This window comes from Janthinobacterium sp. SUN073 (genome assembly GCF_030397665.1).
Taxonomy (GTDB): domain Bacteria; phylum Pseudomonadota; class Gammaproteobacteria; order Burkholderiales; family Burkholderiaceae_D; genus Janthinobacterium.
In genome coordinates this window covers 347,269-373,636 of record NZ_JAPUBT010000001.1, presented here as the reverse complement: position 1 = coordinate 373,636, position 26,368 = coordinate 347,269, and the positions used below count along the sequence as shown (strand labels likewise).

The 26,368-nt window shown below is 65.2% G+C and carries 19 protein-coding genes; 7 read left to right on the top strand and 12 right to left on the bottom strand.

The features are described 5' to 3' along the window. The first annotated feature begins 246 nt into the window (after positions 1–246). Entirely contained in the window at positions 247–7,236 is a 6,990-nt protein-coding gene (locus O0882_RS01810; RefSeq protein ID WP_289944866.1) for a putative Ig domain-containing protein, read from the top strand. A 66-nt stretch (positions 7,237–7,302) separates the two neighbouring features. Here O0882_RS01810 and O0882_RS01805 read toward each other — a convergent pair whose 3' ends face one another. The 8 genes from O0882_RS01805 to O0882_RS01770 all read right to left on the bottom strand — a co-directional run bounded on the left by O0882_RS01805 (position 7,303) and on the right by O0882_RS01770 (position 15,829). Continuing rightward, positions 7,303–8,331, bottom strand: coding sequence for an acyl-CoA dehydrogenase family protein (locus O0882_RS01805; RefSeq protein ID WP_289944865.1), 1,029 nt, complete (start codon positions 8,329–8,331; stop codon positions 7,303–7,305). A 161-nt stretch (positions 8,332–8,492) separates the two neighbouring features. After that, positions 8,493–9,185 carry a hypothetical protein gene (locus O0882_RS01800; protein ID WP_289944864.1) on the bottom strand — a complete coding sequence of 231 codons (693 nt, stop codon included), beginning with the start codon at positions 9,183–9,185 and terminating at the stop codon, positions 8,493–8,495. A 52-nt stretch (positions 9,186–9,237) separates the two neighbouring features. Then, a complete protein-coding gene (locus O0882_RS01795; RefSeq protein ID WP_289944863.1) occupies positions 9,238–11,322 on the bottom strand; it encodes a methyl-accepting chemotaxis protein in 2,085 nt (694 codons plus the stop codon). A gap of 57 nt (positions 11,323–11,379) precedes the next feature. Continuing rightward, complete coding sequence (locus O0882_RS01790; protein ID WP_289944862.1) at positions 11,380–12,171, bottom strand: TorF family putative porin; 792 nt, start codon at positions 12,169–12,171, stop codon at positions 11,380–11,382. Between the two features lie 239 nt (positions 12,172–12,410). Next, entirely contained in the window at positions 12,411–12,833 is a 423-nt protein-coding gene (locus O0882_RS01785; protein WP_289944861.1) for a hypothetical protein, read from the bottom strand. A 63-nt stretch (positions 12,834–12,896) separates the two neighbouring features. Beyond that, on the bottom strand, positions 12,897–13,916 hold the full coding sequence (locus O0882_RS01780) for a WYL domain-containing protein (protein ID WP_289944860.1): 1,020 nt from the start codon (positions 13,914–13,916) through the stop codon (positions 12,897–12,899). Positions 13,917–13,997: 81 nt separating this feature from the next. Next, positions 13,998–15,017: a GGDEF domain-containing protein gene (locus O0882_RS01775; protein ID WP_289944859.1), complete on the bottom strand. Its 1,020-nt coding sequence runs from the start codon at positions 15,015–15,017 to the stop codon at positions 13,998–14,000. A gap of 113 nt (positions 15,018–15,130) precedes the next feature. Continuing rightward, on the bottom strand, positions 15,131–15,829 hold the full coding sequence (locus O0882_RS01770; RefSeq protein WP_289944858.1) for an FCD domain-containing protein: 699 nt from the start codon (positions 15,827–15,829) through the stop codon (positions 15,131–15,133). 154 nt (positions 15,830–15,983) lie between these two features. Here O0882_RS01770 and O0882_RS01765 point away from each other — a divergent pair, with 154 nt between their 5' ends. From O0882_RS01765 to O0882_RS01750, 4 genes are all read left to right on the top strand, one after another. After that, positions 15,984–16,775, top strand: coding sequence for a (Fe-S)-binding protein (locus O0882_RS01765; protein WP_289944857.1), 792 nt, complete (start codon positions 15,984–15,986; stop codon positions 16,773–16,775). Next, on the top strand, positions 16,772–17,488 hold the full coding sequence (locus tag O0882_RS01760) for an LUD domain-containing protein (protein WP_289944856.1): 717 nt from the start codon (positions 16,772–16,774) through the stop codon (positions 17,486–17,488). Before O0882_RS01765 ends, O0882_RS01760 begins: the two co-directional genes overlap by 4 nt. Beyond that, entirely contained in the window at positions 17,485–18,930 is a 1,446-nt protein-coding gene (locus O0882_RS01755) for a LutB/LldF family L-lactate oxidation iron-sulfur protein (protein ID WP_289944855.1), read from the top strand. Before O0882_RS01760 ends, O0882_RS01755 begins: the two co-directional genes overlap by 4 nt. A gap of 101 nt (positions 18,931–19,031) precedes the next feature. Beyond that, a complete protein-coding gene (locus tag O0882_RS01750; RefSeq protein WP_289944854.1) occupies positions 19,032–20,738 on the top strand; it encodes a lactate permease LctP family transporter in 1,707 nt (568 codons plus the stop codon). Positions 20,739–20,796: 58 nt separating this feature from the next. Here O0882_RS01750 and O0882_RS01745 read toward each other — a convergent pair whose 3' ends face one another. Both O0882_RS01745 and O0882_RS01740 read right to left on the bottom strand, forming a co-directional pair. Next, positions 20,797–21,324, bottom strand: coding sequence for an NADPH-dependent FMN reductase (locus O0882_RS01745; protein ID WP_289944852.1), 528 nt, complete (start codon positions 21,322–21,324; stop codon positions 20,797–20,799). Positions 21,325–21,422: 98 nt separating this feature from the next. Beyond that, positions 21,423–21,656, bottom strand: a complete 234-nt coding sequence (locus O0882_RS01740) for a DUF3563 family protein (protein ID WP_080698581.1) — start codon at positions 21,654–21,656, stop codon at positions 21,423–21,425. Between the two features lie 304 nt (positions 21,657–21,960). Here O0882_RS01740 and fucP point away from each other — a divergent pair, with 304 nt between their 5' ends. Further along, complete coding sequence (fucP, locus tag O0882_RS01735; protein WP_071076243.1) at positions 21,961–23,262, top strand: L-fucose:H+ symporter permease; 1,302 nt, start codon at positions 21,961–21,963, stop codon at positions 23,260–23,262. A 59-nt stretch (positions 23,263–23,321) separates the two neighbouring features. On the opposite strand, the gene O0882_RS01730 is transcribed toward fucP, so the two are convergent. Beyond that, a complete protein-coding gene (locus O0882_RS01730) occupies positions 23,322–24,215 on the bottom strand; it encodes a LysR substrate-binding domain-containing protein (protein ID WP_289944850.1) in 894 nt (297 codons plus the stop codon). A 159-nt stretch (positions 24,216–24,374) separates the two neighbouring features. Between O0882_RS01730 and O0882_RS01725 the strand changes: the two genes are divergently transcribed. After that, a complete protein-coding gene (locus O0882_RS01725) occupies positions 24,375–25,868 on the top strand; it encodes an acetyl-CoA hydrolase/transferase family protein (protein WP_289944848.1) in 1,494 nt (497 codons plus the stop codon). Between the two features lie 61 nt (positions 25,869–25,929). Here the strand turns inward: O0882_RS01725 and O0882_RS01720 are convergent, their stop codons facing one another. After that, positions 25,930–26,301 (bottom strand): hypothetical protein, encoded by a 372-nt coding sequence (locus O0882_RS01720; RefSeq protein WP_289944846.1) that lies wholly within the window; start codon positions 26,299–26,301, stop codon positions 25,930–25,932. Between the last annotated feature and the right edge of the window lie 67 nt (positions 26,302–26,368).

The window sequence follows — 26,368 nt, the reverse complement described above, 5'->3', positions numbered from 1 at the left end:
TTGTCATTGTTTTCACAGTCTGCGGCTGCTGTTCCTGCGAGTCCCTGTTCTCCGGTCAGCCTCACGGTCTCGGCAGGAGGTTACGTCGACAGTGAGGATTTTTGGGTTTCGGCTTGCGATGCATTCGGCTTGACGGGGGTGGTCTTGACGCCGCCGACATTCGGCCAGTTGGAAGGTGATATGGTATCGACGAATATCGTGCGCTACAGGAATACAAACCTCAGTGCCACTACGGATACTTTTATAGTGGAGGACGGAAGTCGGAAAGCCCTTGTTTTCAATGTCACGATACTGCCCATTACCCCAGTTGCCGGCGCCGTCAGCGCCACGGTGGCCTACGGCAGCAGTGCCAATCCGATCACCCTGAGCCTGAGCGGGGCTACGGCGACGTCGGTGGCGGTGGCTTCCGCCGCCGCACATGGCACGGCGACGGCCAGCGGCACCAGCATCACCTATACGCCGACGGCCGGCTACGGCGGGCTGGACACCTTTACCTACACCGCGACCAATGGCAGCGGCACTTCGACTGCAGCCACCGTGACGATCACGGTTGCCGGCCCCACCATCACGATTACGCCTAGCACCGTGCCGGCAGCCACCGTGGGCGCGGCCTACAGCCAGAGTGTGAGCGCCTCGAACGGCTTCGCGCCGTACGGGTACGCGATCAGCTCCGGCACCTTGCCGGCCGGCCTGACCTTGAATGCCGCCACCGGTTTGCTGTCGGGCACGCCGACGGCCGGCGGCAGCTTCAACTTCACCGTGCGCGCCACGGACAGTTCGACGGGCAGCGGTCCGTATTCCGGTGCACGCGCCTACGCGATGACGGTCAATGCGCCAACGATCAGCATCATGCCGACGGTCATGCCGGCCATCACGGCTGGCGTCGCCTACAGCCAGAACATCACCGCCAGCGGCGGCACGGCCACCTACAGCTATGTCATCACCGCTGGCAGCGTGCCGACGGGCCTGAGCCTGGCGGCGAACGGCACCTTGTCCGGCACGCCGACGGCGGCGGGACCCTTCAACTTTACCGTCACGGCCACCGACAGCAGCGCCAACAGCGGCCCCTACACGGGTTCGCGCGCCTATTCCGTCACGGTGGCGGCGGGTGCGCCCGTTGCCGGCGCCGCCAGCGCCACGGTGGCCTTCGGCAGCGGCCCGACTGCGATCCCCCTGAACCTGAGTGGCGGTGCGGCGACGTCGGTGGCGGTGGCGTCTGCCGCCAGCCATGGCACGGCGACGGCCATCGGCACCAGCATCACCTACACGCCGACGGCCGGCTACGGCGGGCCGGACAGTTTCACTTACACGGCCACCAACGGCATCGGCACTTCGACTGCAGCCACCGTGACGATCACGGTTGCCGGCCCCACCATCACGATTACGCCTAGCACCGTGCCGGCAGCCACCGTGGGCGCGGCCTACAGCCAGAGCGTGAGCGCCTCGAACGGCTTCGCGCCGTACGGGTACGCGATCAGCTCCGGCACCTTGCCGGCCGGCCTGACCTTGAATGCCGCCACCGGTTTGCTGTCGGGCACGCCGACGGCCGGCGGCAGCTTCAACTTCACCGTGCGCGCCACGGACAGTTCGACGGGCAGCGGTCCGTATTCCGGTGCACGCGCCTACGCGATGACGGTCAATGCGCCAACGATCAGCATCATGCCGACGGTCATGCCGGCCATCACGGCTGGCGTCGCCTACAGCCAGAACATCACCGCCAGCGGCGGCACGGCCACCTACAGCTATGCCATCACCGCTGGCAGCGTGCCGACGGGCCTGAGCCTGGCGCCGGATGGCACCTTGTCCGGCACGCCGACGGCGGCGGGACCCTTCAACTTTACCGTCACGGCCACCGACAGCAGCACCAACAGCGGCCCCTACACGGGTTCGCGCGCCTATTCCGTCACGGTGGCGGCGGGTGCGCCCGTTGCCGGCGCCGCCAGCGCCACGGTGGCCTTCGGCAGCGGCCCGACTGCGATCCCCCTGAACCTGAGTGGCGGTGCGGCGACGTCGGTGGCGGTGGCGTCTGCCGCCAGCCATGGCACGGCGACGGCCATCGGCACCAGCATCACCTACACGCCGACGGCCGGCTACGGCGGGCCGGACACCTTTACCTACACCGCGACCAATGGCATCGGCACTTCGACTGCAGCCACCGTGACGATCACGGTTGCCGGCCCCACCATCACGATTGCGCCTAGCACCGTGCCGGCAGCCACCGTGGGCGCGGCCTACAGCCAGAGCGTGAGCGCCTCGAACGGCTTCGCGCCGTACGGGTACGCGATCAGCTCCGGCACCTTGCCGGCCGGCCTGACCTTGAATGCCGCCACCGGTTTGCTGTCGGGCACGCCGACGGCCGGCGGCAGCTTCAACTTCACCGTGCGCGCCACGGACAGTTCGACGGGCAGCGGTCCGTATTCCGGTGCACGCGCCTACGCGATGACGGTCAATGCGCCAACGATCAGCATCATGCCGACGGTCATGCCGGCCATCACGGCTGGCGTCGCCTACAGCCAGAACATCACCGCCAGCGGCGGCACGGCCACCTACAGCTATGCCATCACCGCTGGCAGCGTGCCGACGGGCCTGAGCCTGGCGCCGGACGGCACCTTGTCCGGCACGCCGACGGCGGCGGGACCCTTCAACTTTACCGTCACGGCCACCGACAGCAGCACGGGCACGGGTGCTCCTTACACGGGGTCGCGCGCTCACTCCGTCACGGTGGCGATCGCCCCTCCCATCGCCAGTGCCGTCAGCGCCACGGTGGCCTACGGCAGTGGTCCCAATCCGATCACCCTGAGCCTGAGCGGCGGCGCGGCGACGTCGGTGGCGGTGGCTTCCGCCGCCGCGCATGGCACGGTGACGGCCAGCGGCACCAGCATCACTTATACGCCGACGGCAGGGTATTCCGGGCCAGACAGCTTCACCTACACGGCCAGCAATGGCGGCGGCACGTCGGCGGCGGTTGCCGTGAGCATTACCGTGGGCACGCCTACGGTCAGCCTGACGCCTGCCACCTTGCCCAATCCGACGGCGGAAGCGGCTTACACTGCAACGCTGACGGCAGCGGGCGGCACGGCACCGTATACTTATAGTGTCAGCGGCGGCAGCCTGCCTGCCGGCCTGAGCCTGAATACGGCCACCGGTGTGCTGTCCGGTACGACGAATGTGGCAGGCAGCTTCACCTTCAGCCTGCGCGCCAGCGACAGCAGCACGGGAACGGGCGCGCCGTTCAGCGCGACCAACAGCTATACCGTGAGCGTCGGCGCGCCGACGATCACGGTGACGCCTAACACCTTGCCAGCGGCAAGCGTGGCCACCGCATACAGCCAGCAACTGACGGCCAGCGGCGGCGTCGCTCCGTATGCCTATACGGTATCGAGCGGCAGCCTGCCGGCCGGCCTGACCCTGAGCAGCAGTGGTTTGCTGAGCGGCACGCCGACGGCGGGCGGCAGCTTCACACTGAGCGTACAAGCGGCCGATGCGCATGCATTTACCGGCACGCAAAGCTATACCCTGGCCGTTTCCTCGGCCACGGTCAGCCTGACGCCTGCCACCTTGCCCAATCCGACGGCGGAAGCGGCTTACACTGCAACGCTGACGGCAGCGGGCGGCACGGCACCGTATACTTATAGTGTCAGCAGCGGCAGCCTGCCTGCCGGCCTGAGCCTGAATACGGCCACCGGTGTGCTGTCCGGTACGACGAATGTGGCAGGCAGCTTCACCTTCAGCCTGCGCGCCAGCGACAGCAGCACGGGAACGGGCGCGCCGTTCAGCGCGACCAACAGCTATACCGTGAGCGTCGGCGCGCCGACGATCACGGTGACGCCTAACACCTTGCCAGCGGCAAGCGTGGCCACCGCATACAGCCAGCAACTGACGGCCAGCGGCGGCGTCGCTCCGTATGCCTATACGGTATCGAGCGGCAGCCTGCCGGCCGGCCTGACCCTGAGCAGCAGCGGTTTGCTGAGCGGCACGCCGACGGCGGGCGGCAGCTTCACACTGAGCGTACAAGCGGCCGATGCGCATGCATTTACCGGCACGCAGAGCTATACCCTGGCCGTGTCCTCGGCCACGGTCAGCCTGACGCCTGCCACCTTGCCCAATCCGACGGCGGAAGCGGCTTACACTGCAACGCTGACGGCAGCGGGCGGCACGGCACCGTATACTTATAGTGTCAGCAGCGGCAGCCTGCCTGCCGGCCTGAGCCTGAATACGGCCACCGGTGTGCTGTCCGGTACGACGAATGTGGCGGGCAGCTTCACCTTCAGCCTGCGCGCCAGCGACAGCAGCACGGGAACGGGCGCGCCGTTCAGCGCGACCAACAGCTATACCGTGAGCGTCGGCGCGCCGACGATCACGGTGACGCCGGCCACCTTGCCAGCGGCAAGCGTGGCCACCGCGTACAGCCAGCAACTGACGGCCAGCGGCGGCGTCGCTCCGTATGCCTATACGGTATCGAGCGGCAGCCTGCCGGCCGGTCTCAGCCTGAGCAGCAGTGGTTTGCTGAGCGGCACGCCGACGGCGGGCGGCAGCTTCACCTTGACGGTGCAGGCGGCCGATGCGCATGCATTTACCGGCACGCAAAGCTATACCCTGGTCGTGTCCTCGGCCACGGTCAGCCTGACGCCTGCCACCTTGCCCAATCCGACGGCGGAAGCGGCTTACACTGCAACGCTGACGGCAGCGGGCGGCACGGCACCGTATACTTATAGTGTCAGCAGCGGCAGCCTGCCTGCCGGCCTGAGCCTGAATACGGCCACCGGTGTGCTGTCCGGTACGACGAATGTGGCGGGCAGCTTCACCTTCAGTGTGCGCGCCAGCGACAGCAGCACGGGAACGGGCGCGCCGTTCAGCGCGACCAACAGCTATACCGTGAGCGTGGCGGCACCGACCATGAACCTGACCCCGGGCAGTCTGGCGCCGATACGCGCCGGCGATGCCTACAGCCAGCAGTTCACGGCCACCGGTGGCGTCGCGCCATACGCGTATTCGGTGAGCAGCGGCGCCTTGCCTGCCGGCTTGGTGCTCAACGCCGCCAGCGGCGTGCTGAGCGGTACACCTACCGCGTTCGGCAGTTTCGTTTTCACGATACGTGCGGCAGATGCGCACCTGTTCACGGTGCAGCAAGCATTGACCTTGCAGGTGAACCAGGCGCCACCACCGGTGGCCAATGAAACGGCGACCACCTCGGCCAACCAGGACGTGAGCCTGACCATCGCTTCTACCGATGGCAGCCCGATCACCGACGTCACCATCGTCACGCCGCCGCAGCATGGGCGCGTCACGGTGGTGTCGACGGGGGCATTGGCGCGCATGGCGCGTGCCGCAGGCGCGAGTTTCAAGGTGACGTATGTGCCGAATACCAACTACTTTGGCCCTGACGCCTTCAGCTACACCGTCACGGGTCCGGGTGGCATTTCTGCGCCGGCCACGGTCAGCCTGACGGTGGCGCCGCAGCCGGTGCCCGTGCCCGTCCCGAAGACGGTGACGGTATTGGCCGGCACGCCGGTGACCCTGCAGGTGACGCAGGGTGCCACCGGCGGTCCATTCACGGCAGTGGCCATCACCACGCAGCCAGCCAGCGGCACGGCAACGGTCAGTGGCATGGATATCATCTACACGCCAGGTATCAACACCAGCGGCGACATCAGCATCGGCTACACCGTGTCGAACGTGTTCGGCACCTCGGCGCCAGTGACGTCGACGATCAGCGTCAATCCGATGCCGCAAGTTGTCAGCCAGAGCGCCACGGTGGTGGCTGGCCTGACGGTGACGGTCGACCTGACGTCGGGCGCCACGGGCGGTCCGTTTACGGCGGCCAATGTGCTGAGCGTGGCGCCGGCGGAGGCGGGCAAGGCGGTCGTGCGCGATGTGGGCACGGCCGGCAAGCCGTCGTACCAGCTGAGCTTTGCGGCGTCGGGCAAGTTTGCCGGCGCGGCTGTCGTCAGCTACACCCTGAGCAATGCCTTTGCCACCTCGAAGCCGGGCGTGGTCAACGTGACCGTGACGGCGCGCCGCGATCCCTCGGTCGATCCGGAAGTGATCGGCCTGCAGGCTGCGCAAGCCGATGCGGCGCGGCGTTTCGCCAGCGCGCAGCTGTCGAACTTCACGCAGCGCCTGGAAAGCCTGCATGGCGACGGCTGGGGACGCTCGAGCTTTGGCCTGAGCCTGACGCCGCCGAGCGACAGCGGCAATCCGACGGCGGCGCTGGCGCGCTGGCAGGAGCAGGAAGCGGACCGCGTGTTCGGCACGGCAGTCAAGCCTTACATGCGCAAGGTGGCCCTGCGCCAGCCTGACACTGGTTTCAGCAGCGACCGCCAACAGGCCGGTGCGGATGTCAGTCAGGCCACGAATGGCTTGCCGGACATGCCGCAGAAGCCGGACACGCAGAAGCAGGCGTTGTCGCTGTGGCTTGGTGGTGCGGTCGATTTCGGCCAGCATTATGTGAATGGCCGCGATACGGGCTTCCGTTTCCGCACCAATGGTGTCAGCGTGGGCGGCGATTACCGCCTCAGTGACCTGGCGACCCTGGGCGTGGGCGCCGGTTTCAGCCATGACCGCAGCGATGTGGGCCAGAACGGCAGCCGGAGCACGGCCGATAGCGCCGTGGTGGCCGTGTATGGCAGCCTGCGTCCAAGCAAGGGCGTCTTCCTCGACGGCGTGCTCGGCTATGGCACCTTGCAATACGACGCTTCGCGCTACCTGACCGATGGCAGCGGTTTTGCCACGGGCGAACGCGACGGCAAGCAAGTGTTCGGTGCGGTCGTCGGCGGTATCGAGATGCGCCAGGAAACCTGGATGTGGTCGCCATATGGCCGCGTGGAACTGATGTCGGCCAAGCTCGATCCGTACACGGAGAAGGCGGCAGGCATCAATGCCTTGAGCTACTTCAGGCAAACCGTGCGTTCGCGCGTAGGCGCGCTGGGCGTGCGGGCCGAGGGCATGTACGTGGGTGGACTGGGTACGTGGTTCCCGCGTGCGCGCCTCGAGTACCGCCACCAGTTCCAGGGCGCCGATGATGCGCGCCTGGCATATGCGGACCTGGCTGCCGATGGCCCCGTGTACGTGATCCGCACCTTGCCGCAACAGACGGGCAACTGGACGGCGGGACTGGGCGTGAAGCTGCTGCTGTCGAACGGCATGACCATCACGCTGGACTACAACAGCAATCTGAATATCGATAGCGGGCGTACCCAGTCGGTGATGTTCGGCATCGCCATGCCGCTCAAGTAATCAGTCAGCCTTCAGGCTAGCCCTGATCGCCGGCCCGGAGTCCATCCGGTCCGGCGATTTTTTTTGTCACAGCGCCCAGGGATGTTCTTCGGCGCCGGCAACGATGCCGCCCAGCACGGCCTGGTCGCGTTCGGCATGGCTCTGGCGCAGGAAGACGGGCAGGTCGGCCACCAGGCGCGCGAAGCGGGCATCGCGGCACAGGGGGCCGGCGCCCAGCGCACGCGTGGCCAGGTGCAGGACCTGGGTGGCGGCGTCTTCCACCGTCAGGCGCAGGCGCAGCGCCAGGGCCATGGCATCGCTTTGCGGATGCCTGTCGATCTCGGCGGCGCCTTCGCGCAGCAGGGCGCCGGCGGCGCGCAGCGCGCAGTCGATCTGCCCCAGTTGCGCCAGGCGCACGGGATCGGGCGCGGCGTGCTGCGCGCGCGCATGCAGGTGGCTGGCGACGGCGCAGGCCGCGCCATACCAGGCGGCCGCGATGCCGGCGCCGCCATGCCAGAAGCCGGGGCGCTCCAGGTAGGCCCCCGGAGCGCCCACGGGAAAGGCCCGCGCGCCGGAAAAAGTCACGTCGACGCTGGCGCAGGCGAGCATGCCGACGGCTTGCCAGCCTTCATCCGTGACGTGCACGCCCGGCTGCGACAGCGCCACGGAGGCCAGGCAAGCCTGGCCGTCCTCATTCCAGCAGCTGATCAAGGCATGGCTGAGTCCCGTCGCCCCGGAGCACCACGCCTTGCGGCCATCGAGCACATAGCGGCCATCGGCCGCCTGCCGCAATTGCACGCGCGCGCCCGGCATTTCCGCGCACCATACGCCCCAGCTGCTGCCGGCTGGTACGCCGGGACCGTCGATTTCCGCCAGGATGGCCAGCGCATCGGTATGGCCCTCGTACAGCTTGAGCAGGGAAAGGTCGATGGCGGCGATGGCGGCCAGCATTTGCCAGCGCTGCAGGGTGGCGCCGCGGCCGGGCAGGGGCAGTTGGTCCAGCCCCGCGTCGCGCAAACGCCGCAAGCCGTCGATCGGGTGGAAAGCGCGGTCCTGTGGCTGCAGCAGGGCGGCCAGCGCAGTGTTGGACGGCAGGGGAAAGGCGTTAGGCAACATGGCAAGCTCCTGTTTTTCAACAGCATAGCTTTCTGTTTTCGCAATGTATGTTCGATTCTGCACATACACTCGCTAACGGCCTCAAGTCTATGCAGCGGTGGGCGCGATGGCGCCGCTGCGGCAAGCTGCAGGGCCGAGTGGCCCTGCAGCAGCTGACGCGCTTATTTTTTTACATACAGCATGTCGGGCACATAACTGGTGCCGTTATGCGAGAAGGTGTAGAGGTTGTTGTCGCGCAAGACGATGCCACCTTTGATGGTTTGCGCCGGGCGCATGCCTTCGTCGAGCAGACAGCTGGAGCCGCCTTCATATTCGATGCACCATTGCTGTTTGCCATCTTTCTTCACGTATTGCACGCCAGGCCCCGTGACGTTGAAGGCATAGGCGGGAATGGACAGGTTCAGCTTGTCGATGCGCACGTTGCTCGCGGCACCATTTTCCGTCAGTTTGACCAGAACGTCGACCACGCCATCCGGTGTCGCGCTGATCTTCGCGGTCATGGTTTCCGTTCCCAGCAAGGTGCCGCCGCAGCCGGTCTTGAGATAGGTTTCGGTGGTGGAGGTGAGTTCCATCGCGCCGCTGCCATCGGCTTTGGCTGCGACAACCATGATCTCGCGCTCATGGCCGTCGCATGGCGCTTGCCAGGTACCAACATAGGAAGCCAGCACCGATCCAGCATTGGAATTGCCTGCATCACCGCTGCCGCCACCACCGCCGCAACCAGCCAGCAGAGCGGTGCTTGATGTCAATAATACTGCCACTATTTTTTTCATGCCCCATCCTTTTATTCCGGCAAGCATGCGTGCCGTAAGCGCGGCAACAGTATAAAAGGATGGATGGGGGGCAATTCTCACCGAATGTATTCGTGATTTGATTTAAATCAAGAGCAACTCGCTGCCGGCAGGCTTAAAACTCTTCCCAGTCATCACCGGCCGGCGTCTTGGCTGGCGTTCTTTCCGCGGGCGCCGGCTTGATCGACGCGAGGCGCTTGCCTGGCGGCGGCGCCTTGACGGCTGGCGGCGTGCGCGGCGCTGCCACTGTCTTCACTGCCGACACCGCCGCTTGTTGCTGCTCGCCCAGCTTGAACACGCTGACCACCTGGGCCAGATGGCTGGCCTGGTCTTGCAAGCTTTCGGCGGCGGCCGCCGCTTCCTCGACCAGGGCCGCGTTCTGTTGCGTCACGCCATCCATCTGCGCCAGCGCCTGGTTGACCTGGGCGATGCCATCGCTTTGCTCGGTGGTGGCGACGCTGATGTCGGCCATGATGGCGGTAACCTTGCGCACGCTGTCGACCACCTGCTCCATGGTGGCGCCCGCTTCATCGACGAGTTTGCTGCCGGCGGCCACCTTGCCCACGGAATCGTCGATCAGCAGCTTGATTTCCTTGGCCGCCGCCGCCGAGCGTTGCGCCAGGTTGCGCACTTCCGTGGCGACGACGGCGAAGCCGCGTCCCTGTTCACCCGCACGCGCCGCTTCCACAGCTGCGTTCAGGGCCAGGATATTGGTCTGGAAGGCGATGCCATCGATGACGCTGATGATGTCGACTATCTTGTTCGACGAGTCATTGATCGAGGTCATGGTTTCTATGACTTTGCCGACCACTTCGCCGCTCTTTTGCGCCACGCTCGATGCGGAAGCGGCCAGTTGATTCGCCTGGCGTGCATGGTCGGCGTTTTCCTTCACCGTGCCCGTCAGCTCTTCCACCGAGGCGGCCGTCTCTTCCAGCGAACTGGCTTGCTGTTCCGTGCGCGCCGACAGGTCGTTATTGCCTTGCGCAATTTCCGCGCTGGCACGCGCCACATTGTCGGCGCTGGCTTGCACTTGCAGCAGCACGGCGTGGATCTTTTCCACGAAGGCGTTGAAACCCTTGCCGATCACGGCCAGCTCGTCGGTACCCTTGACTTCCAGCTTCACGCGCAGGTCGGCGTCGCCGCTGGACAGGTCCGTCATGGTGCGGCCCAGGGTGCGCAGCGGTCGCGTCAGCTGGTTGACGACGAGGATCAAAATGCCGGCCGTGGCCGCCGCGCACAGCAGGGCGACAATCAGGGTGTAGGTCATCAGGTCGCGTGCCGAAGCGGTGGCCACGCTTTTCGGGAAGTTCAGTTCCACGCTCCATGGCGCGATATCGGGATGGATCTGCAGCGGCTGCAGCAAATGGATGTAGCCCTGGCCATCCTCGTATTCATACGGCTGGCCCTGGCGCACCTTTTCCAGGCCGGCAGCCGGCACGTCGTCGGCCTTCTTGCCCAGCCGTTCAGGTGCGGGGTGGCTGGCGTACAGGCCGCCGTTCGAAATCAGGGCCAGCTTGCCGCCCTCGATCACTTTCAGGCCGGCCAGGATTTTCGCCAGGCGCGTGAGCATGAAGTCGGCGCTGGCCGTGCCCTTGAAGCCGCCATCGATCATGATGGGCGCCACCAGCGAGGCCATCAGCACATCCTTGCCATCGACGGGGTAGATATACGGTTCCGTAAAGAAGGCTTTGCCAGTGCGCTTGGGCACGTCATACCAGTCATTGGCGCCCGGCTTCGGGTCGAAGACGATGGGTTCGACTTGCAGCTTGCCGCTGGCGCCACGTGTCCAGTAGGGCATGAAGCGGCCGCTGGCGTCGTAGTTCGGTTTCTGGTTGGCAAATTCCGCATCCTTGCCGTCGAGCGCGTTCGGTTCCCACGTCACGGCCGCACCCAGCAAGTCTTCCGAACTGCTCAGGGTGGACTTGGTCAGTTCATTGATCTGCTCGCGCTGCAGGGGCAGGTTCGCGCTTTTGGTGCCGCGCATGGCGCCAGCCAGGCTGGAAACGCTGGCCAGGTTGCTGGCGATGCGCGCCTGCAGGGCGCCCGCCACTTCGCGTGCCGACGTACGCGCCAGTTCCAGTGCGGCTGCCTCGGCGCTGGCGCTGCTCTTGTAGCCGATCACCGCCGCCGTGACGCCCAGGCTGAGGATGGCGAGCGCGGTGGCGGCGACGCAGATTTTGCTGTTCAGTGAGAGTTGCATGATGCTGTTCCTTGATGGGGAGGGGTATCGGTGTCTCGGGCGTCGCGGGTAGCGCGCCTAGAAAGTCTTGCTGAGGGCTAGCACGAAGGTCGTCGCGGCGGGGTTCGAGGTGTCGAACTGGCCCGCCGCATTCGGGATGCCCAGCGTGTAATGATCGTAGGCGTCGGTGGCGCCCCAGGCGCGCGTCACGGCGCCACTCAGGCTCCAGCCGCCGTCGAAGGCCCTGGTGACGCCGACCTTGGCGTCGCGCCAGTTCCAGATGGCATTACCGCTGCCCGCTACCCGGCCATTGCCGGCGTGCAGATTCAAGGTCCAGGCATTGCCCAGGTCGACATTCGCGCCCATGTCCAGGTAGCCCGTGCCGCGCGCATGCGTGATGCCGAAAAAGTCCCGCGTGACGGTATGGTTGTACCTGGCGTACAGCATCTTGTAGCTCAGGCCCAGCGACAGTTCGCCATAGTCGTACTTGATGCCTGTGGCACGGTAGACGGCGCCCGGATACTTGTAATAATACGCCAGCACACTGTAGCCCAGTTCGCCCACCGTGCCGCCGTAGCCGCCGTACAGGTCCCATTCGACGGTGGCATCCTGGATATAGCGATCGCTGACGGTGGACACCCACGTCCCCAGCGACCAGCCACTGGGGTGCGCGTAGTCGGCACCCGCCTGCAGGGCCGGCTTACCCCAGGTCTGGCGAAAGCCGCGCGAAATGTATTGCGAGGTGAGGCTGGCATTGGCGCTGAAGGTGGCGGCAGTGCTGTCCGTGGTCTGCGCCTGCACGGGCAGGGCGGCGAGCAGGAAGATACAGCCCAGCAAGGATGTTCCAGGAAAATGGTGGTTCGATGGCATGGCAGTCGGCTCCGTATTTGCTGGCAGCGGCCGTCCAGGCACGTTGCCCTGATGGTTGCAATAAAAATGCGGAATGGACTTTGCGCAAGCAAGGCGACGCCGTCTGCATGTTCGCAGGAACATGCACACATTCTCACCAAACGTAACTGAAAGGATAGGGGCTAGGGCTAGTGGAAGTCAATAAAGTTGCGCTGCAGAAATCGTAAGTTGTTGTTTCCTGGAACTTTTTCATGCGCCTGTCATATTGCGGGTGCGCCACGGCTGGCTGCCTGTTGCAAGCTGGCCAGCAAGCCCGGCAGGGCCGCATGCAGGGCAGGCAGGTCGCCATCCAGTAGCTCGGTCTGCGCTTCCACCAGGCCCGATGGCTGGCCCCAGACGACCTGTGCGCTCAGCCGGGCGCTCGCGTCGAGTCCCGTGACGCTGACCAGCAAGGCGATTTCTTCCGGGGCATCCTCGGGCACTTCGGACACGTCCGCGAGCAGGCAGGAAATGCCGAAATGATAATCCTCGAAAGCGCTGGCCGTACCGCTGGAAAAGGCGAACACGGAGGCGAGTACCTGCGGCGCGGCGGCCGCGAGTGGCGGCAGGGCGGCGCGGAACAGGGGCAGCAAGTCGTTTTCCAGCTGGCGTACCAGCGGATGGGTGTGGGCGAGGACGGTCATGCGAGGGTGAAGTAAGTGGCGGCGCGCGATGGTAGCAGTTTTTGCCGCCGCCGGGGCCGGTCGTCAGGCGGCGTAGCGGCTGGCCATGCTGGCGATGGTGCTTTTCATCTGTTCGCGCAGGGCGGCAGGCGCCAGCACTTCCACGCCATCGCCCAGGCCCAGCAACCACCATTGCAGTTCGCGCGTGCTGGGCACGGTGGCGGTCAGGTGCAGCGAGCCATCGGCGCGTTCCTGCAATTGCTGGTCCGCGCTCAGTGGCGTCTCGTACAGGTGCTCGCCGCTGCGACGGGCAAACACGGCTTCCAGCAGCAGCGGTTCGCCCTCGCGGATGCCCATGGCGCCCGAAGCAATATAGGCATCGATGTCGAAGTCTGGCTGCACGCGCGCGGACAGATAAAGCATTTCCGCCTGCTGCACGCGGTGCAGGACCAGCGTGCGCACGTCGTTGTAGTCGGCGAACAGGCATACCAGGTAGAGCAACTGGCCGCGCTGCACGATGGCCAGCGGATGGACGGCGTCATAGTTGACGAGCTTGTCGTTGTCGCGTTTCTTGTAGCTCAGCTTGAGCTGGCGGTTCTGCATCAGCGCTTCATACACGGTGCGCTGGCAAGCTTCGTCGATGTCGGGCGCCAGCAGCCGCTGCATGGGGGCGATGACGCGTATCTTGCCCAGCCAGGCGGACGCGCTGGCCCGCTCGCTGGCCGCGTTCAGGGTCTGGCGTGCAGCGCTGAAATACGGCTGCATGCTGTCGAGGGTAGACGGCGGCAACGCATGGCGCAGGTGCTGTTCCATCAGGGCCAGGGTCAGCGCGGCAGGCGTCGACAGACCCGGCATGTCCATGCGCGCCGCATTTTCCATCCAGCACCAGCCAAACGGCCTGCTGTCGGCGGGATTGGTCAGCGGGAAAATCGTGGCCAGGTCTAGCAAATCGCGCTGGATCGTGCGCACGCCGATGGCAAAGTCGATGGCCTTGAGCTTGTCGTGCAATTCGGCGACGGTGATGGTGCGGGGCGCCTGCGGTATCAGGCGCAGCATTTGCCATTGGCGCATGATGGTGGAAGGGCGGGGCGCGTGTTCGGGCATGGTGATTCCGTTCTCTTCAGTGGCAGGATGTGTACTGATAAGTACATAAGTTAACGAATGGTAACATTGATTCGATGGCAATTACAGGACGTCCAGCATGGCTGCCCTGACGCAATTGCGCCCCGCGTGCTTGGCCTGGTACAGCAGGCTGTCGGCAGCGGCGACCAGGGCGGCCGGGCCGCACGCCTGGCTGTCAGGGGCAAACGCGATGCAGGCCACGCCGAAACTGGCCGTCGTCCCGATGTGCTGCAGCAGGCTGGCGCGCAAGCGTTCGGCCAGGCGCACGCCGCCAGCCAGGTCCGTTTCCGGCAGGATCAGCAGGAACTCCTCGCCGCCGTGACGTACCACGCTGTCGATGCCATGGCGCGTGGCGTTGCCGAGCAGGGCGGCAAAGGTGCGCAGCACGTCATCGCCAGCGGCATGGCCGTGGGCGTCGTTGATGCGCTTGAAATGGTCGAGATCGCACAGGATGGCCGTCAGGCACAGGCCATGGCGTTTTGAGCGGGCAAGTTCGGCGCCCAGCAAGTGCTCATCGAGGTAGCGGCGGTTGTAGCAGCCGGTCAGGTGGTCGCGCACGGCCTGCTCGGCGAGGACGGCATGCTGCAGCAAGTGCTCGCGGTGCTGGCGCTGCTGGCTATGGCAGGCACAGATGCCGGCCAGATTGAAAACCAGCAAGGTCGCCGCGTTGCTGGCCTGGATCTCATCCTGCAAGCCCAGCCAGGCCAGGCTGGCCACGATGGCCAGGCCGGCGCCGCCCGACATGCGCCGCGTGATGCCGGCATACGGCGCGGCGAGCAGGGTGCAAAAGGCCGTCGCGTGCCAGTCGGCATCGCTTTCGCGCAGCGCATAGCAGAGCAGGAAGACGAGCAGGTCCAGCGCCAGCAGCGCGTTGCCGGAGGCGGTGCGGCCCGGCTGTGCGGCTGGTGCGCGCAGGGTCCGCGCCAGCATGGCCAGGATGAGCAGGCAGCTGGCCAGGGCCAGCGGCCAGCCGGCCGGCGGCAACAGCGCGGCGGCAAAGACGGCGCTGGCGCCGGCATGCAGGGCCAGCAAGGAATGCGGCGCCGGCCTGCGGATAGCGTCAGTGGCATGGTGCAAAGGCATGAAAACCTGTCGGATGGCGTATCGGGAGCTCATTTTGGCCCGGCCCTGCGACAAGGCATGACGCGTAGACATCTTCCGATGTGCTGCCGTTCAGATTGGTCCTACCAGTAGCCCTATTCGTCGTTGGTGACGCGCGTGCGCACGAAATCGATGTGGCTTTGCATGGCCGTGCGCGCTTCTTCGGGCTGGCTGGCGCAGATGGCCTCGCACAGGGTGCGGTGCTGCGACAGCAGTTGCAGCGAGGTGGCGTCGTCCTGCTGGCGCAAGCCCGTGCCATTGAGGGTGATATGTTCGCGCAGCATGCCGATGATGCTGGTGTGCAAGTGTAAAAACATGGTGTTGTGCGATGCCTGCGCGATGACTTCGTGCAGCCGTGCATCGGCCTGCGCTTCGGCGTGCTTGTCGTCGCTGGCGCGCGCCTGTTCCAGCTCGGCCAGCAGCGCCATGATCTGCGTGCGCTCGTCCATGCTGGCCCGCTGCGCCGCGAAATAGGCCGTCGCCCCTTCCAGCACGCGGCGAAATTCCAGGATGTCGTCGCGCAGGGCGGGGTGGTCGGCCACCAGCTGGCTCCACGGCGAAGCCATGCCGGTGCGCAATTGATCCGTCACAAAGACACCAGCACCGCGCCGGCTGCGCACCAGCCCCCGCGCCGCCAGCCGCTGCACCGCTTCGCGCACGGTATTGCGCGAGACCCCATATTGCAGCGCCAGCAGGCGCTCGGCCGGAAGCTGTGCGCCCGCCGGCAAGCTGCCGTCCAGCAGGGCCGTCTCCAGCCTGCGCATCACCGTTTCGACCCTGCCCCGCGTTTGCATGCCTGTCGCCATCGCTGTTGTCTCGTTTGTTGTTTTCAAGTGGTCCGAGCAATTTGAAGTGGCTCGAAGAAGCTGGAATTATGCGTGAAGCAGTCATTCTTAACAACACACAGCGGCGCCGCAGCAACACACAGAGCGCCGGGGAGACACAGTCATGCAGCCAGACCCGCGCCAGCCACGCCACTACCCACCCGCACCGCTCCAGGTGTACCTGTTCGCCACCTGCCTGGTCGACCTGTTCGTGCCGCAGGCGGGGCTTGACGCGGTGCGCCTGCTGGAGCGGGAAGGCTTGCTGGTACATTACCCGCGCGGCCAGAGCTGCTGCGGCCAGCCTGCCTACAGCAGCGGCAACCCGGAGCAGGCGCGTGCCGTGGCGCGCGCCCAGCTCGACCTGTTTGCGCAACCGTGGCCCGTGATCGTGCCATCAGGCTCCTGTGCCGGCATGATGCGCCACCACTGGCCGCAGCTGTTCCAGGATGACCCCGTGGCCGGTCCCAAGGCGCTGGAACTGGCCGAACGCGTATATGAACTGAGCGAATTTCTCGTCTGCGTGCTGAAACTCGACCTGGCCGGCCTGGCCGACCCCGGGCAGGCGGAGGAAAACGTGGTGCTGCATACCTCGTGCGGCGCGCGCCGCGAAATGGGCACGCGCCTGCATGGCGTGGCGCTGGTCGACGCCTTGCCCGGCGTGACGCGTATCGAGCACCAGCGCGAATCGGAATGCTGCGGCTTTGGCGGCACGTTTTCATTGAAACACCCGGACATTTCCGGCGCCATGGTCAGCGACAAGATCGCCTCGGCCTGCGCCACGGGCTGCGACCGGCTCGTCTCGGCCGACTGCGGCTGCCTGCTCAACATCGGCCATGCCGCGCAGCACCAGGGCGCGCCGCTGCCCGTCGAGCACCTGGCCAGCTTCTTGTGGCGCCGCACGGGAGGTGCGGCATGAGTACGGCATTGACTGCCCGCGAACGCATGCTGGGACGCCTGCGCGCCGCCGCGCCTTCCGCGCCCGCAGCGGTGGAGGCCATCGATACGGCCATCGACAGCCATTACCAGGCCCGCCGCGCGCAAGCGCCGCAGTCGCCGCGCCAGCAGATCGACGCCATGCAGGCGGCCCTGCGCGCCTCGCATGCGGAAGTCGATTGCGTGAGTAGCGATGCCTGGCCCGCCCTGCTGGCGCAGCGCCTCGGTGCGCACGGCGTGCGCCGCCTGCTGCTCGATAGCGCCAGCGTGGAAGGGCAGGCCTTGCGCGCCGCCTTGCCCGCTGGCGTGGAAACGCTGTCCTTTGATCGTCCACTGGCGCAGTGGAAGGGTGAGTTGTTCGACACTGTCGACGCGGGGTTCACCGTCGCGCGTTCCGGCATCGCCGCCACGGGCACCCTGGTCATCGCCCCCGACGCGGCCACGCCGCGCACGGTATCGCTGGCGCCACCGCTGCACGTTTGCCTTGTCTATACCAGCACGCTGCACGCGGACTTGCATGCGGCGGCGCGCGCCGAGCGCTGGGCGGACGGCATGCCAGCGAACCTGGTGCTGGTGTCGGGTCCCTCGAAAACCTCCGATATCCAGCAAACGCTGGCCTATGGCGCACACGGCCCGCGCTGGCTGTGGGTGCTGATCATCGATGATCTGTCAGCCCATGAAGGAGGCCAGCCATGAACGCCAAGCCCTTGCAATTCGTCAAACCGGCAGACTTCCACGCGCGTGCCCGCGCCGCGCTGGACGATCCGAAGCTGCGCCAGAGCTTTCGCGGCGCCATGGATTTTTTGCAGGACAAGCGCAGCGCCCAGTTCCCCGACGGCGACGAGCTGGAACGCCTGCGCGACATCGGCGAAGCCGTGCGCCAGCACGCGCTGGCGCGCCTGCCCGACCTGCTGGTGCAGCTGGAAGACAAGCTGACGGCGGCCGGCGTGCAGGTGCACTGGGCCGAGGATGGCGAGCAGGCCAACGCCATCATCCACGCCATCGCGCAGCGCAACCAGGCGACGCGCTTCATCAAGGGCAAGTCGATGGCCAGCGAGGAAATCGAGCTCAATCACTACCTCGAAGCGCGCGGCATGACGTGCCTGGAGTCGGACATGGGCGAGTACATCGTGCAACTGGCCGGCGAAAAGCCGTCGCACATCGTCATGCCGGCCATTCACAAGACCCGCGCGGACATCGCCGGCCTGTTTGCCGAGCACATTCCCGACGCGCCCTACACGGAAGACGTCGACAGTCTGATTCAGACAGGGCGGCGCGCCCTGCGCCAGGCCTTCGTCGAAGCGGACATCGGCCTGTCGGGCGTGAACTTCGCGGCGGCCGACACGGGCACCCTGTGGCTGGTGGAAAACGAGGGCAATGGCCGCCTGACCACGTCCGTGCCGGAGGTGCACATCGCCATCATGGGCATGGAAAAGGTGGTGGCCAAGCTGGAACATATCGTGCCGCTGGCGAGTCTTTTGACGCGCTCGGCGACGGGGCAAGCCATCACCACCTATTTCAACCTGATTTCCGGCCCGCGCCGCGAAGGTGAACAGGATGGGCCGCGCGAAGTGCACCTGGTCTTGCTCGATAACGGCCGCAGCCAGGCCTACGCGGACGAGCAGCTGCGCGCCACCCTGCAATGCATACGCTGCGGCGCCTGCATGAACCACTGTCCCGTCTACACGCGCATCGGCGGCCACGCCTATGGCACCACGTATCCGGGGCCGATTGGCAAGATCATCTCGCCCCACTTGCTGGGGCTGGACGCGACGGCCGATCTGGCCACGGCGTCAAGCCTGTGCGGCGCCTGCGGCGAGGTGTGCCCCGTGCGCATCCCGATTCCACAGTTGCTGGTGCGCCTGCGCACGGAGGCGAACCGCAATCCGCATGAGGAAGTGACGCATCCGTTGCGCGGCCAGGGCGCCAAGTTCAGTCGCGGCGAAAGCCTGATCTGGCGTTTCTGGAGCGGCGCCTTTGCGCGCCCCGCCAGCTACCGTTTGTTCCGCTGGGCCGCCACGCGGCTGCGGATGCTGACGCCGCGCGCGCAACTGGGCTGGACGCAGCACCGCAAGCCGTTGACGCCGGCGCCGCGCAGCCTGGCCGACCTGCTCAATGCACGGGGGCAGGAAGAATAGCCCGGCCCGGCAGCACCGAAGCACCGCAAAAAACACGCTACACACAATTACATCAAAAGCCGTTTTTTCACTCAACCCGCATCCACCGGAGGAGACCCGACATGCAAACCTGGACCCAACTTTACACCCCGCTCGGCAGCTTGTGGCTGTCGTCACTGGCGGCAGCCGTTCCCATCATCTTTTTCTTCATCGCCCTGGCGGCGTTGCGCATCAAGGGCCACGTGGCGGCCGCCGTCACGCTGGCGCTGGCGCTGGCCGTGGCGATTTTCGCCTACGGCATGCCCGTGCCGCAGGCGCTGGCGGCGGCCGGCTATGGCTTCGCCTACGGCTTGTGGCCGATCGCCTGGATCATCGTCACGGCCGTCTTCCTGTATAAAATCGTCGTCAAGACGGGGCAGATCGACATCATCCGCGCCTCCGTGCTGTCGGTCACGGACGACCAGCGCCTGCAGGTGCTGCTGATCGGCTTTGCCTTTGGCGCCTTCCTGGAGGGGGCGGCCGGTTTCGGCGCGCCCGTGGCCATCACCTCGGCGCTGCTGGTGGGCCTGGGCTTCAACCCGCTGTACGCGGCGGGCCTGTGCCTGATCGCCAACACGGCACCTGTGGCCTTTGGCGCCATGGGCATCCCCATCATCGTGGCGGGCCAGGTGACAGGCATCGACCCGTTCCTGATCGGCGCCATGGCGGGCCGCCAGTTGCCGCTGCTGTCGCTGCTGGTGCCGTTCTGGCTGGTGTTCATGATGGATGGTTTCCGCGGCGTGCGCGAAGTATGGCCGGCCGCGCTGGTGACGGGCTTGAGCTTTGCCGTCACCCAGTACTTCACGTCCAACCATATCGGCCCTGAACTGCCGGACATCACCTCGGCCCTCGTCAGCCTGGTGTCGCTGACCTTGTTCCTGAAAGTGTGGCAACCGAAGAATGCGAAAGTGGCCCATGCCATCGGCGGCGGCACGGCCGCGCTGTCCGGTTTTGGCGGCGGCGCAGGTAATGCGGACGTGCGCGGCAGCGGTAACCGCGCCGCCTCGCCCTATACGATGGCGCAGACCATGCGCGCCTGGGCGCCGTTCGGCCTGTTGACGGCCATCGTCACCGTGTGGAGCCTGCCCGGCTTCAAGGCCCTGTTTGCCGCCGGCGGGGCGCTATCGAGCCTGGTCATCAAGATCCACGTGCCGTACCTGGACCAGCTGGTGATCAAGACCATGCCCATCGTGACCGTGCCGAAGGCGTATGACGCCGTGTTCAAGCTGGACCTGCTGTCGGCCGTGGGTACGGCGATTTTGCTGACGGCCGTGCTGTCGATGCTGATGCTGCGCATGAAGCCGCGCGATGGCATCAAGGCCTTCATGGAAACCGTGGTGGAATTGCGCCGTCCCGTGCTGTCGATCGGCCTGGTGCTGGCGTTTGCCTTCGTTGCCAATTACTCGGGCATGTCGTCCACCCTGGCCCTGCTGCTGGCCGGCAGTGGCGCCGCCTTCCCGTTCTTCTCGCCGTTCCTCGGCTGGCTGGGCGTCTTCCTGACGGGTTCCGACACGTCCTCGAACGCCTTGTTCTGCTCCTTGCAAAACACCACGGCACACCAGATCGGGGTGTCCGACACCTTGCTGGTGGCGGCCAATACGACGGGCGGCGTGACGGCGAAGATGATTTCGCCCCAATCGATCGCCGTCGCCTGCGCCGCAACGGGCCTGGTGGGCAAGGAATCGGACCTGTTCCGCTTTACCTTGAAGCACAGCCTGTTGTTTGCCGTGATCATCGGCATCATCACCATGCTGCAGGCCTACGTTTTCACCGGCATGATCCCGCACTGAGCGGTCCGTAGAAGTACGTAGTAAAACTAGATGAACTGATAGCGAAACGTGCAGAGGGTCATGAAAATGACCTGATGCACTGCAGCATATCCAGGATGGCCCGGCGCAATGCCAGGTCCACAGCGATGCCGTCGGCATCGAGACCCGACCCCAGTAAAGGCAGGCTGATGCAGGCCTCGTCGATCAGGCGCGCCGACATGGTGCGCACCGTTTCGCGCAGGGCCGCCTGCGCATGCGTGGCGCGTGGCGAGGCGTTCAGCAGCACCAGCGGCTTGTCGATGAATGATTCATTTCCCACCATCCAATCCAGCGCATTCTTCATGGGGCCGCTCACGCCATGCGCGTATTCGGGGCTGGCCAGCAGCAGCACGTCGGCCGCCAGGATGGCGTCGCGCAGGCCCGTCACGGCCGGCAGGCTGTCGGCGTCGAGGTCGGGATTGAACAGGGGTAACTCTCCCAGTCCCGGATAGATGCGGATGGCATATTCCGCTGGGGCAAGCCGGGCGATGGCGTGCAGCAGGGCGGTGTTCAGGGAAGCGGCACGCAGGCTGCCGGCGATGGCGAGGATGGTAATGGGCGTTTTCATTGCGCCTGTATAGCCCATCCTGTGCTCAAGCGCAAGGCGAGCAGGATGGCGCTATGGATATTGCAACAGCCGATGAGTAGCTGGGTATTGCGCTACTCTTAACGGCTCAGGCCGCTCATCCAGCTTGGCTGCGGGTTGGCACGGGCCAGTTCGCGCATGCGGTATTCCAGGTCGTATCGGTCGGTCGATTCGGCCAGGTAGGCTTCTTCATAAGCGCGTTCGCGGCGGTCGCTGCTTTGGTTCAGCCAGGCGCCGACGCGTTTGGCGGCATGCACCAGGGTGGCGACGATATTGCTGTTTTGCGTGGTGTGGTAAGTAAATGCGGTAGACATGGCAGACTCCTTTGAGTGGCGTGCCGCGTTGTGCTGCACTGCAATATAAGTATAGCGATTTCAAGTTATAAGGCTACTTTTGATTTCGAATGTCAGCTATTCAATTATCGAATAATTGATGGGAAACCTGCGCAATCCGGGGCCTTTCGGGCATAATGCGGCCGCAGCAAGGTAGTTTTACTACGCGCTCGGCCTTGCGAAGATGTTGCTTTCAAACACGAACGCTGCCGCTGCCTGGCGGTGCCCACGCAAGCGATGGGCCAGGGCAGGGCACGACAATCTTGGATAGAACAATGGAGAAAGTATGGAACACGTAAAGCAGGGACTGGGCGCACCGCGCGCGCAGGCCGGCACGCAAAACAATACAGGCGCCCTGATCATTGTCACGGTGCTGTTTTTCATGTGGGGACTGCTGACCTCGCTAAATGATGTGCTGATTCCCCATCTGCGCTCGATCTACACCCTGACCTATGTCCAGGCGATGCTGGTGCAGTTCTGCTTCTTTGGCGCCTACGCCATCGTCTCGCTGCCAGCCGGCATGCTGATCAAGAAAATCGGCTACCAGCGCGGCGTCGTCGCCGGCTTGCTGATCGCCGCCGCCGGCTGCGCCATGTTCTACCCCGCATCCACCGGCAGCTATGCGCTGTTCCTCTTGTCCTTCTTCATCCTGGCGGCCGGTATCACCGTGCTGCAGGTGGCGGCCAATCCCTACGTGACGGAACTGGGCGACCCGCAGACGGCGTCGAGCCGTCTGACCCTGACGCAAGCGTTCAATGCGCTGGGCACCACCGTGGCACCGGCCTTGGGCGGCATGCTGATTCTGTCGGGCACCGTGCTGACGGTGCAGCAGTTCGACCTGCTGCCAGCGGCCGAGCAACTGGCTTACCGCGCCAAGGAAGCCGCTTCCGTGCAAGGCCCGTACCTGGTGCTGGCCGCCACTCTGGTGATCCTGGCCGTGCTGTTCGCGCTGGCAAAATTGCCGAAGATTTCGCATGCCGACGATGCGGCCGCCCTGGCGCAGGATGGCCACAAGGTCTCGATCTGGTCGCACCGCCACCTGGTGCTGGGCGCGCTGGCCATCTTCCTGTATGTGGGCGGTGAAGTCAGCATCGGCAGCTTCCTGATCAACTTCCTGGGCGAGAGCCATATCGCAGGCCTCAGCCACGCCGATGCCGCCTATTTTGTCAGCTATTACTGGGGTGGCGCCATGCTGGGCCGCTTCGTCGGCTTTGCCGTGATGCGCTATGTCAGCCCGGGCAAGACCCTGGCCTTCAACGCCGCCATCGTCATCGCGCTGATCCTCGTCGCCGTGTTCTCCAGTGGTCACACGGCCATGTGGGCATTGATCGCCGTCGGCCTGTTCAACTCCATCATGTTCCCGACCATCTTCAGCATGGCCCTGAACAAGCTGGGTGCGCAAACGGGGCAGGGTTCGGGCATCCTGTGCATGGCCATCGTCGGCGGCGCCATCGTGCCGTTCATCCAGGGCTTTCTGGCCGACCACATCAACCTGCAGTTGTCGTTCCTCGTGCCGGCCCTGTGCTACACGTTTATTTTGTACTTCGGCTGGAAATACGCCAGCATGTACAACGACGACGCCAGGTAAGCAAGGTGGCGTGATCAAGCAAAAGGGTGGCCTCGGCCACCCTTTTTTGCGTCACTTCCTCAGTGCCCGAACGGCGTGCCCAGCACATCCTGGCACACCTCGAGCCAGGCGCGCGCCGCGTGCGACAGATAGCGCCCGCTCCAGACATGCGCCACCTGCCACGCCACTTCCGGTTCGAGGAGGCGCACCGCCTCCAGGGGTTCGCCGGCCAGGCGGTGGATGAACGGCTCGGGCAGCAGGGCCACCCCCAAGCCGGCCGAGGCCATCGCCACCAGCCAGTCCCACTGGCCGCTCTGCGCCGCGATGGTCGGTATGAAGCCCGCCTGCGCGAAATGCTGGCGCAGGCTGCGCGTGAGGGCGAAATCATCCTTTAGCAGCACCAGTGGCAAGTCGGCCAGCGCCTTGAAGGGCAGGGTCGTGCGGTTTTTCTGGAACGTGCCCGGTTCGGCCAGGGCCCAGATCGGGTAGCTGGCCACTTCCACGGCCACGAGGTCCAGTTCCGGGTCGGCCGGCAGCACCGTCATGCCGATTTCCAGCTCGCCGGCCGCCACCTTGCGCTCGATCTGCTGGCCCGTGTCTTCCTGCAAGGTCAGGCTGATGTGCGGGTGGCGCGCGCGGAAGGCCTTCAATACGGGCGTGAACAGCACATTGATCATGGGCGGGATGCCGACCGTCAGGCTGCCGCGCTGCAAGGCCTGGGTGTCGCGCACTTCCAGGGTCAGCTGGCGCATGTTCGCCAGCATTTCCTGGCCGTGCTGGTAGACGATGCGGCCCGTGTCGGTGAGCGTCAGCTTGCGCCCGTCGCGCACCAGCAGCTGGGCGCCCACTTCCTCTTCCAGCTGGCGCACCATCTTGCTGATGGTCGACTGGGTCAGGTGCAGCGATTCTGCCGCCTGCGTAAAGCTCGACAGGCGCACGGTTTCGACAAAATAGCGCAGGGAACGGATATCCAAGATGGGGCTCGCCTCGGCGAAGCATGAAAATATCGACTGGGTTTGGCGAAATTAATTCATGCCATGCATGTAAGCGGGATTTTATACTGAATCGACTTATGGGGTTGGTGTATGACAGCCATCCAGTTTGAGAATATTAAGAATATCAGGAGCATCACGATGTACGAGGACCGTATCCGCCACCCAGGCTTGCTCAGCAAAATCATGAGCGCCGATGAGGCAGCCAAATTGTTCCACAACGGCATGCGTGTCGGCATGAGCGGGTTCACCCGTGCCGGCGACGCCAAGGCCCTGCCGCGCGCGCTGGCCGAGCGCGCCCTGCAAGATCCATTGAGCCTGACCCTGATCACGGGCGCTTCGCTGGGCAATGGCAGCGACGGCCTGATGGCCGAGGCGGGCGTGCTGGCGCGCCGCATGCCGTTCCAGGTCGACCCGGTCTTGCGCGGCAAGATCAACAAGGGCGAAGTCATGTTCATCGACCAGCATCTGTCGGAAACAGCCGAGCAGTTGCGTTCAGGTAACTTGGCCGCCGTCGACATCGCCGTCATCGAAGCGACGGCCATCACGGCGGCCGGCGCCATCATCCCGACCATGTCGGTGGGCAATTCCGCCGCCTTTGCCCAGCAGGCAACGCAAGTCATCATCGAAATCAACCTGTCCACGCCGCTGGCGCTGGAAGGCTTGCACGACATCTATGTGCCCCAGGCCTTGCCGGGGCGCGAGCCGATTCCCCTCACGCGCGTCGACCAGCGCCTGGGCAGCACGGCCATCGCCATCGATCCGGCCCGCATCGCCGCCATCGTCATCACGGACAGCCCCGACAGCCCGTCGAACGCCTTGCCGCCCGACGCGGAAACGCAGGCGATTGCCGGCCACGTGATCGCCTTCCTCGAAGGCGAAGTGGCGGCCGGGCGCATGGGGCCGGAATTGCTGCCTCTGCAGGCAGGTATCGGCACCATCGCCAACGCCGTGCTGCACGGCCTGATCGGCTCGCCCTTCCAGAACATGACGATGTATTCGGAAGTGCTGCAGGACAGCGCCATCGAGCTGCTCGACTCGGGTCAGCTGGCGTTTGCCTCGGCCTCGTCGATCACCCTCTCGGCCGCCGTGCATCAAAAGCTGATGGACAATATCGACCATTACCGCTCGAAGATCGTGCTGCGTCCGCAAGAGATCAGCAACCATCCGGAAATCGTGCGCCGCCTGGGCATCATCGCCCTGAACACGGCACTCGAGTTCGATATCTACGGCAATGTCAATTCCACCCACGTGTGTGGCACGCACATGATGAACGGCATCGGCGGCTCGGGCGACTTCGCGCGCAACGGGCAAGTATCGATGTTCGTGTCGAAATCGGCGGCCAAGGGCGGGCGCATTTCCAGCGTGGTGCCGATGGTCTCGCATGTGGACCATACGGAACATGACGTCGACGTGCTGGTCACGGAGTGGGGCTATGCAGACTTGCGTGGCCTGGCGCCGCGCGAACGGGCGCCGCTGATCATCGAGCGCTGCACGCACCCCGATTACCGCGATCAATTGCGCGCGTATTTTGACGCGGCATGCCAGCGCGGCGGCCATACGCCGCACCTGCTGGAGCAGGCGCTGTCGTGGCATACGCGCTACCAGGAAACGCAGAGCATGCTGGCCGCGTAATAAGTCACGTCAGCGCAGATAGGGGCAGGGCGGTGCGGCACCGCGCCTGCCTTTTCACTATTCAATACAGATGCAGCGCCTTGGCGCCCAGGCCCAGCAGGGCAAACGTGGTGGTGGCCTGTATGCCCATGAACCACAGGAAGTGGGTATGCATGTGCTTGCGGATGTCGCCCAGTTCAGTGCGTAGGGCGTGGCAGTCGCCGCGCAAATCGCCGCGAAATTGCGTCAGGTCGGCACGCAGCAGCTGTGATTCGTCGCGCAATTCCGTGCGCACCTTGTCGAGGCCTTCGCCAAGACGCTGTTCCAGGGTCTTGAACCATTGCCGGTCATGTTCCCGATCCGTTTCGAGTTTTGTCAGGCGCGCTTCCATCCTTACAGCATTGTTCGCGCTTTGCTGTTTGTCAAGCAGGTCCGTGGCATAGGCTTCGTTCATGTCGCCCTCCTTCGCGCGGGCCGCGCTGCACCAGCGCAGGCGGCATCACTCCACTGTCCGCTTTTGG